The 8,533-nt window shown below is 73.4% G+C and carries 8 protein-coding genes and 1 pseudogene; 7 read left to right on the plus strand and 2 right to left on the minus strand.

The genetic code is table 11. The annotated features are described in order from the left end of the window. Positions 1 to 121 (plus strand): annotated as a pseudogene (locus E1291_RS44390) (flavodoxin-dependent (E)-4-hydroxy-3-methylbut-2-enyl-diphosphate synthase); the annotation flags it as partial. Positions 122 to 167: 46 nt separating this feature from the next. On the opposite strand, the gene E1291_RS35345 reads toward E1291_RS44390, so the two are convergent. Beyond that, positions 168 to 968 (minus strand): helix-turn-helix domain-containing protein, encoded by an 801-nt coding sequence (locus E1291_RS35345; protein ID WP_131742419.1) that lies wholly within the window; start codon positions 966 to 968, stop codon positions 168 to 170. Positions 969 to 1,079: 111 nt separating this feature from the next. On the opposite strand from E1291_RS35345, the gene E1291_RS35350 reads away from it, so the two are divergent. Together E1291_RS35350 and E1291_RS35355 are read left to right on the plus strand one after the other, a co-directional pair. Beyond that, the gene (locus E1291_RS35350) at positions 1,080 to 1,532 is read left to right on the plus strand and encodes a pyridoxamine 5'-phosphate oxidase family protein (RefSeq protein ID WP_131742412.1); all 453 of its coding nucleotides are present in this window, start codon (positions 1,080 to 1,082) and stop codon (positions 1,530 to 1,532) included. Between the two features lie 72 nt (positions 1,533 to 1,604). After that, positions 1,605 to 2,390, plus strand: a complete 786-nt coding sequence (locus E1291_RS35355; RefSeq protein ID WP_131742413.1) for an SDR family NAD(P)-dependent oxidoreductase — start codon at positions 1,605 to 1,607, stop codon at positions 2,388 to 2,390. Between the two features lie 26 nt (positions 2,391 to 2,416). Here the strand turns inward: E1291_RS35355 and thyX are convergent, their stop codons facing one another. Beyond that, a complete protein-coding gene (gene thyX / locus E1291_RS35360) occupies positions 2,417 to 3,214 on the minus strand; it encodes an FAD-dependent thymidylate synthase (protein ID WP_131742414.1) in 798 nt (265 codons plus the stop codon). A 161-nt stretch (positions 3,215 to 3,375) separates the two neighbouring features. Between thyX and E1291_RS35365 the strand changes: the two genes are divergently transcribed. From E1291_RS35365 to E1291_RS35380, 4 genes are all read left to right on the plus strand, one after another. Beyond that, positions 3,376 to 3,873: an isochorismatase gene (locus E1291_RS35365; protein ID WP_131742415.1), complete on the plus strand. Its 498-nt coding sequence runs from the start codon at positions 3,376 to 3,378 to the stop codon at positions 3,871 to 3,873. Continuing rightward, a complete protein-coding gene (locus E1291_RS35370; protein ID WP_131742416.1) occupies positions 3,873 to 5,951 on the plus strand; it encodes a molybdopterin-containing oxidoreductase family protein in 2,079 nt (692 codons plus the stop codon). The genes E1291_RS35365 and E1291_RS35370 overlap by 1 nt, the downstream gene beginning before the upstream one ends. Positions 5,952 to 6,248: 297 nt before the next feature. Further along, the gene (locus E1291_RS35375) at positions 6,249 to 7,853 is read left to right on the plus strand and encodes an outer membrane protein assembly factor BamB family protein (protein ID WP_207401108.1); all 1,605 of its coding nucleotides are present in this window, start codon (positions 6,249 to 6,251) and stop codon (positions 7,851 to 7,853) included. Positions 7,854 to 7,934: 81 nt separating this feature from the next. Beyond that, a complete protein-coding gene (locus E1291_RS35380; RefSeq protein ID WP_131742418.1) occupies positions 7,935 to 8,300 on the plus strand; it encodes an N-acetyltransferase in 366 nt (121 codons plus the stop codon). The last annotated feature ends 233 nt before the right edge of the window (positions 8,301 to 8,533 follow it).

Consider the following 8,533-nt stretch of genomic DNA (forward strand, 5'->3'; position numbering starts at 1 on the left):
CTTCGTCAAGGGCGAGGTCGTCAAGACCGTCCCGGAGGCGCAGATCGTGGAGACCCTCATCGAGGAGGCCATGCGCATCGCCGAGGAGATGGGCATCGACATCGAGGAGGCGGCACCGTAGCGGGGCCGGTTACCGTGCCGCCTCGCTCCTCCGCGCGCTCGGGGGGTCACCCGGCCGCGCGGTCGCGCAGGAACGCCGTGGTGGTCTCGTCCGCCGGGTAGAAGGACTCGATCGCGAGCTCGGCCACGGTCACGTCGATCGGCGTCCCGAACGTGGCGATGGTGCTGAAGAACGACAGCTCCGTCCCGTCGATCCGCATCCGCAGCGGGACGAAGACGTCGTGACCCGCCGGCGGCGCCATCGCCTCCCCCACGTCGCCGGGGAAGGAGCGCAGCTCGCGGTAGAGCTGGGCCAGCGACGCGTCGGCGGTCAGCGCCACGTGCCGCCGCACGCGGTCGATCATGTGCGCCCGCCACTCGGCCAGGTTCAGGATGTGGCGGGCCATGCCGTCCGGATGCATGCTGAGCCGCAGCACGTTCAGCGGCGGCTCCAGCAGCTCCGCCGGCGCGCCCGCCGTGAACAGCCCGGCGGCGGCGTTGGCGTCGATCAGGTTCCAGAACCGGTCCACCACCACCGCCGGGTACGGCTCGTGCCCGGCCAGCACCTGCCGGATCGCGGCGCGCACCGCGTCCATCCGCGGTTCCTCGATCGGCGTCTCGCCGAACACCGGCGCGTAGCCGGCCGACACGAGCAGCAGGTTGCGGTCGCGCAGCGGCACGTCCAGGTGCTCGGCGAGCCGCAGCACCATCTCGCGGCTCGGCGCCGACCGGCCCGTCTCCACGAAGCTGAGATGCCGGGTGGACACCCCGGACTCCGAGGCCAGCTCGAGCTGGCTCAGCCTGCGGCGCTGCCGCCACGCGCGCAGCTGGTCCCCGACCGGCCGCGCGTCGCCCAGGGCCATCGTCATCGTCGTCACGGGCCCGACGCTACCGGCACGCGGTCATGGCGGCGATGACCTCCCAGGTCATGGGCGCCGGATCGCCGCCGTTCCGTCGTACCCGTCGGGCAGGCTGGCCGGATGGCCTCATGGAAGCAGTTCGAAGAGGAGGCGGCCGAGCTGGCCGCCACGGTGCGCGCGCGGTTCGCCGCCGCCGACACCCATGTTCTGGCGACCCTGCGCAAGGACGGGTCGCCGCGCGTCAGCGGATCGGAGGTCGACTTCCAGAACGCCGACCTGTCGTTCGGGTCGATGCTGGGCGCGGTGAAGGCCCGTGACCTGCGGCGGGACGGCCGCTGCGCGATCCACGCCCATCCGTCCGGCGACGGCGACGCCAAGGTCGCGGGCGTGGCGCAGGAGATCACCGACCCGGCGGAGAAGGAGTCCTACACCACCGGCGACGAACCGCCGGGCGACTTCCACGCCTTCCGGCTCGACCTGCGCGAGGCGGTGCTGACCTCCGTCGAGGGCAACGAGCTGGTCATCAAGGTGTGGCGGCCGGGCGAGGGCGTCCGCACGGTCCGCCGCACCTGACGGCCACCGGCCGGTGCCTTTACAATGTAGATTTTTGGTGAGGCGGCCCCGCCCGTCTGCGATCATCGGCGCATGGATCTCGGACTGACCGGCGCCCGCGCCCTCGTCACCGGCGGCAGCGCCGGGATCGGCCTCGCGATCGCGCGGGCCCTGGCCGGCGAGGGCGCGGCCGTGGCGGTCTGCGGACGCGACGAGCGGCGCCTGGCGGACGCGGTGGCGGGCCTGCGCGCGGGCGGCGCCACCGCGCACGGCCTCACCGCGGACGTCACCGACCCCGCCGCCCTGGGCGCCGCGGTCGACGGCGCCGCCGCGGCCCTGGGCGGCCTGGACCTGCTGGTGGCCAACGCGGGCGGCTCGTCCGGCGGGGACCTGCTCGACTCCACGCCCGCCGACTGGGACCGCACGTTCGCCGTCAACGTCCTGCACACCGCCCACGCCGTGCGGACGGCCGTGCCGCACTTCGAGCGGGCCGGCGGCGGCAGCGTCCTGATCATCGCCTCGATCACCGGGTGGAAGCCGGGACCGAAGTCGTCCTACGCCGCCGCGAAGGCCGCCGAGATCCACCTGGCCGCCGCGCTGGCGCAGGAGCTCGGCGGGCGCGGCGTCCGGGTGAACGCCCTCAGCCCGGGGTCGGTGCTGTTCGAGGGCGGCGGCTGGGACGCCTTCCGCACCGCGCACCCCGAGCGGTTCGCGGCCTTCGCCCGCGAGGACTTCCCGGCGGGACGCCTCGTCACCTTGGACGAGGTCGCCGCCGCCGCCTGCTTCGTGCTGTCGCCGCGGGCGAGCGGCGTCAACGGCGCGAACATCCCGGTGGACGGCGCCCAGGACCACCCGAGCGCCCGCCGCTTCTTCCCCTGAGCGAGGCCCCTAGTGTCCGGAGCCGCTCACACCTTGCGCCACTGCGGGACCCACGCGCCGTCCTCGACCACGTAGTCGCCGAACAGGTCGGGGGCCTCCCGGCGCATCACCTCGCCGATCTTCCCGAAGAGCAGCCGGATCTCCTCCTCGGCGCCGGGGGCGGTGCGGTTCTCCAGGGTGTGCCGCAGGGTGCGCACGTTCGCCGTCCACACCAGGCCGGTGCCGACCCCCTCGGGCGCGAAGCGGCGCATGAACGAGGTCTTGTGCTTCTTCTCCTTGAAGGGCACGCCCTCGTCGTCGAGCCCGAAGTGCGCGGCCATCCACCCCTGGAACTCCTCCATCTGCTCCAGGACGGCCGTGGCGCGCTTCATCAGCTCGGTGTCCTCCCGGGCCCACTCGGGGAACCAGAACGGGATGTCCTGCAGCCGGACGAACCGCAGCGACTCCTGCGAGATCGCCACGCCCGGACGGTGCCGCACCAGCTCGTGGGTGAGGACCCTGCTCACGTTGTGCAGGACGAAGCTGAAGCTGACGTGCTCCAGCACCGAGCCGTGCAGGCTGCGCAGGATGTTCTCCAGGTACTGGCCCTGGTCGGTGCGGACCCTGACCACGTTGGGGTTGAGTCCCGGCTCCCAGGAGCGGTAGCACAGCCGCCCCGCGAACTCGGCGAGGTTCTGCGGGTCGTTCAGCTCGGCGTCGAGGTCGCCCCGGTCGAGCCGTTCCAGCCAGCTCTCCCCGCCCACGTCCCGCAGGTACCGGGCCACCTCGTCGTAGTCCAGCTCGGGCCGCGCAACGAGGAAGACCTCAGGCTCGACGCTCTTCACTTCCGTATCCCCCTACGCGTTGTTTCCTTCGCCCCATAGGAAACCACCCCGGTCCTGTGGCCGCGACCCCGGCACACCCTCGGGATGTCAGGTGCGTCCGAGGGTGACGCTCGTGAGGATATGCCGCAGACTGGTGGGGTTCACGGTGCCGGGGAGGATGGATGACCGAAGTGGCGGAAGCCTGGAGCGTGCCGTTGCGGGGGCCGCACCGGACGCGGCCGATCAGGTCGCTCGGCGTCCACGAGGACGGCGGGTGGCGGCTGAAGGTGTACGGGATCACCTCCGAGGGCGAGACGCCCCCGGCCGAGCTGGTCGAGGCGGCGCTGAGACTCGTGCCGGACATGCTGCCCTCCCCCGCCGTCCTGCGCGGCGGCCCCGGCCCCGACCGCTACGGGCTGGGGTTCGTGGTCGTCCACCGGGCGGGCGACCGCTGCTTCGTCCTGTACGACTGGTGGGCCGCCGAGAACGAGATCCACCACCGGCTGTGCTCGGCGCCGCTGGACGACCCGGCGGCGCTGGCGCCCCACCCGACGCCCGCGATCTTCTGCGTCTGGGAGGGCGCCGCGGTCGACCACGAGCGGCGCGCCTGGATCGAGCACGTCCTCAAGCGCGGCGACGTGCCGGGCTACCTGGCCGACCGCTACGAGGGGGACGTCTGATGCCGGCCGGGCTCCCGGTGCTGGGCGCGTGCCCGCTCGACTGCCCCGACGGCTGCTCGTGGGTCGTCACCGTCCGGGACGGGAAGGCGGTCGGGCTGCGCGGCAACCCGGACCATCCGTACACGCGCGGAGCGCTGTGCACGAAGGTGAACCGCTGGCTGGAACGCGCGGCGCAGCCGGACCGGATCCTGTACCCGCTGCGGCGGACCGGGCGCAAGGGCGAGGGCCGGTTCGAGCGGATCGGCTGGGACGAGGCGCTGGACGAGATCGCGGGGCGGCTGGCGGACGTCGTCGGCGAGCACGGCGGCGAGGCCGTCTGGCCGTACTGGGGCACCGGGACCCTGGGCTACCTCCAGGGGCTGGAGGGGTACTCGGGGCGGAGGTTCTTCAACGTCCTGGGCGCCTCGGCGCACGACGCGAACATCTGCTCGGCCGCGGGGACGGCCGGGCTGGCGGCCGCGCTCGGGTCGCCCGGCGGGATGGACCCCGAGGACCTCGCGCACAGCCGGCTGATCCTGCTGTGGGGCACGAACCCGCTGACCAGCGGCCACCACGTGTGGAAGTTCGTGCAGGCGGCACGCCGGGCCGGGGCGCACGTGGTCGCGATCGACCCGGTCCGGACGCGGACGGCGCAGCAGGCCGACGAGCACCTGGCGCCGCTGCCCGGCACGGACGCGGCGCTCGCGCTGGCGCTGCTGCACGTCGTCGTCGGCCTCGGCGCGCAGGACGAGGACTTCCTCGCCCGCCGGACGCACGGCTGGGCGGAGTTCCGCGAGCGCGTCGCGGAGTTCCCGCCGGACCGGGCCGCGGAGATCACGGGAGTGCCCGCCGAGCGCATCGTGGCGCTGGGCGAGCGGGTCGCCCGCACCCGGCCGACCGCGATCCGCGCCACGCAGGGCCTCCAGCGGCACTCCGGCGGCGGCGCCGCGCTGCGCGTCCTGGCCGCCGTCCCGGGCGTGACGGGCGACTGGGCGCGGCTCGGCGGCGGCCTGACGTTCTCGACGTCCGGGCACGTGAAGCTGAACAAGGAGGCGCTGTTCCGGGACGACCTGCGGCCGGGCCCGGTGCGGACGCTGTCGATGAGCCGGCTCGGCGAGGGCCTGCTGGACGTGCGGGACCCGCCGGTGAAGGCGCTGTTCGTCATCGCGGCGAACCCGGTGGGCAGCACGCCGCACCAGGCCAGGGTCCGCGCGGGCCTGGCCCGGGAGGATCTGTTCACCGTGGTGCTGGAGCAGTTCCCCACCGACACGGCCGACTACGCCGACATCGTCCTGCCCGCCACGGCGCAGCACGAGCACGCCGACCTGCACGAGGGCTACGGCCATCTGTACCTGACGTGGAACGAGCCCGCGGTCGCGCCGCCCGGCGAGTGCCTGCCGACGTCGGAGACGTTCCGGCGGCTGGCGCGCCGGATGGGCCTGGACGAGCCGAGCCTGTACGACTCCGACGAGCGGCTGGCCGAGCAGCTCCTGGCCTCCGACCACCCCTGGATGGCCGGGATCACCCTGGACCGGCTGCGCAAGGAGGGTTTCGTGCGGATGTCCGTCCCGGCGCCGTTCCTCCCGTACGCGGACGGGTTCCCGACCCCCTCCGGCCGGCTGGAGTTCCTGTCGGAGGGCGCCGCCGAGGCGGGCGCCGACCCGCTCGCCGGGTACACCCCGCCCGCCGAGGTCACTGACGCGGCGCGCGCCGCCCGCTACCCGCTGGCGCTCGTCTCGGCCGCCTCGCACGAGTTCCTCAACACGACGTTCTCCAACAACCCCGAGCTGAGGCGCCGTTCGGGCGGGCCCACCGTCCGCGTCCATCCCGACGACGCGGAGAGGTTCGGCCTGCGGGACGGGCAGCGCGTCCGCGTGGCCAACGACCGGGGCGCCTTCGAGGCGACCTTGCGGGTGACCGACCAGGTCAGGACGGGCGTCGCCGCGACCTCCAAGGGCCACTGGCCCAAGCTCTCCGGCGGCGCGAACGCCAACGCCGTCGTGGACGAACGCGACACCGACCTCGGCGCCGGCCCCGTCTTCCACGACACCCGCGTAGAGATCACCGCGATCCCCGATGATCAAGAGAACGCACGGTGAGCGCACCCGGTTCAGCATCGGCGACTGGGACGGGTCGAGCCACGGGACGCCCTCGAAGGCCGTATCGATGACCACCGTCCTCCGGTCTTCATTCTCGGGCCGTACGTGCTGAGGGGGGAGCACCGGAGCCCGAGCCCGAGATTCTCGCCGCGCACGGCGTCGCCCTGATCGGCGACGACGCCGCCTGTCGGCACGACTGCGCCCGAAAGCCGCGGATCTTCGTCACAAATGGTGGGTCGACATGATCCGGAGGCTCTGTCACGTTGGTGGGAATCTCACGATTTGGAGGTGGTGCCCGTGCGCCGTGCACGTGGTCTGCTGATCTTGTACTGCCTCGTGGTCCTGCTCGGCGGCACGACCGCCGCCACCGCGGGCGAGGGCGCCGGCGGTGAGGGCGCCGGCGTGGCGCGCGGTGACTGGCCGAGCTGGCAGGGTGATCCCGCCGGGTCACGGTACAGCCGCGCCGAACACCGGATCACCCCGGGCACCGTGCGGCGGTTAAGGCTCAAATGGGCGTTCGCCTACCCGAAGACCGGGGCGTGGGCGAAGAGCCAGCCCGCCGTGGTCGGCGACGACGTGTTCTTCGGCGGGCCGGACCACGTGTTCTATGCGGTCGACGCCAGGACCGGGAAGGAGAAGTGGCGGTTCGACCTGGGGCCGGGCGGACCCAGCCCGAAGGACGGGGTCGCGTTCAACGGCGCGACGGGGGCGGCGGTCGCCGACGGCAAGGTCTTCTTCGGCGACAGCCGCGGCTACGTGTACGCCCTGGATCAGCACACCGGAAAGCCGATCTGGTCGGTGCACACCGAAACCCACCCGCGCGGCTGGCACACTAGCTCGCCGCTGTACTACCGGGGCCGGATCTACATCGGCGCGTCCAGCGCCGAGCACGGTGGCGACAAGGACTACCCGTGCTGCACCTTCCGCGGGCACATCGACTCCCTCGACGCCGCGACCGGAGCGCTGGTGTGGCGCCGCTACACGATGCCCGAACCGCGGGCGGTGGGAACCTGGCCCAGCGGCGCGACCCGGTACGAGCCGTCCGGTGCGGGCGTGTGGGGCTCGCCGGTCGTCGACGAGTCGACCGGCACGATCTACATCGGCACCGGGCAGAACTACTCCGGGAACGGCGGGGACGTCGACACCCTGTTCGCACTGGACGCGGTCAGCGGCGCGGTGCGGTGGAAGCAGCAGGTCACCGATGTGGACAGCTGGCGCGATCTGTGCAACTTCCCCGACGGGGAGGGGTATTGTCCCGGCCTCAAGGACAACACGGCGCTGGACTTCGACCTGGGCTCGACCCCGAACCTGTTCCCGGTGCACGGCCGGCTGCTGGTGGGGGTCGGCCAGAAGAGCGGCGTCTACCACGCCTTCGACGCGCGGAACGGCAAGGTGCGCTGGCGGCGGCAGCTTTCCGTCCCGTCGCCGCTGGGCGGGGCCACCGGCATCCAGTGGGGCGCCAGCTACGACGGCACGCACCTGTACGCGGCCACCTACTACGCCAACCCCGGCACGCTGAACGCCCTGGACCCGGCCACCGGCAAGGTGGTGTGGACCACGCCGAACCCCGCCGACGGCTGCACCCGGGGTGGCGCGGCGCAGTATCCCGAGCAGTGCGTGCTGGCCCACACCCCGGCGGTCACCTCCAGTCCGGGGCTGGTGTACGAGGGCAGCACCGACGGCAAGATGCGGATCTACTCCGCGCGGACCGGCGCGGTGCTGTGGGAGTACGACACGATCCGGGACTTCGCCGGAGCCAACGGGATCGTCGGGCGCGGCGGCTCGATCGCGGGCAACGGCGGCGCGGTGGTCGCCAACGGCAGGCTCTACATCCAGACCGGGTACGAGCCGATGTACCCGAGCGACCGCGGAAACGTGCTGCTGGCCTTCGACCTGCCCTGAACTCGGGCTGAATTCACCGCTCTCGCCCCGTAACCGCAGGTCAGGAGGACTCTCTCCGGCCGGGTCCGGCATGCTGGAGGTGTGCCGGACTACGACCGGTTCCGCCGGGACGTCGTCCGGGTGCAGGGGAGGCACCCGGACGTCGAGCTGCACCTCGTCTGGACGGGCCCGGACGACCCGGTGGTGCTCGACGTGATCCGCACCCTGCCCGTGCTGCGGGGCCGGGGCCTGGCCGAGGCGGCGCTGCGCGAGGTGACCGCCCTCGCCGACGCCTGGGGCGCGGCCCTCCGCCTGGTCGTCGAGCCGATCGAGGGCAACGGCGACGTCGATCCCGCACGGCTGGCGCGCTGGTACGCCCGCCACGGCTTCGTCGTCACGGGCCCGCCACGGGACGGGCGCGAGCCGCGCTCCTCCGTGCCGATGCACCGGCCTCCGCGCACCGGCTGACGCGCCCGCCCCCGCGCGCCGAGCCGCCCGGCCGCGGCGCCGGGAAGGCGCACGTCATGATCCTCCGGACCGGTACGGTGGCGCGATACGGAGGGATCATGACGTTTCAGGCCGATACCGGGGCGATGCTGGACCGGGCCAGGAAGTACGAGCGGCAGGGCCGGGCGGAGGAGGCCGCGGCCGCGTTCGGCGGGGCCGCCGAGGCGCTGGAGGCGCGCGGCGACCGGCCGTCC

The organism is Actinomadura roseirufa (assembly GCF_900659635.1).
GTDB classification, from domain to species: domain Bacteria; phylum Actinomycetota; class Actinomycetes; order Streptosporangiales; family Streptosporangiaceae; genus Spirillospora; species Spirillospora roseirufa.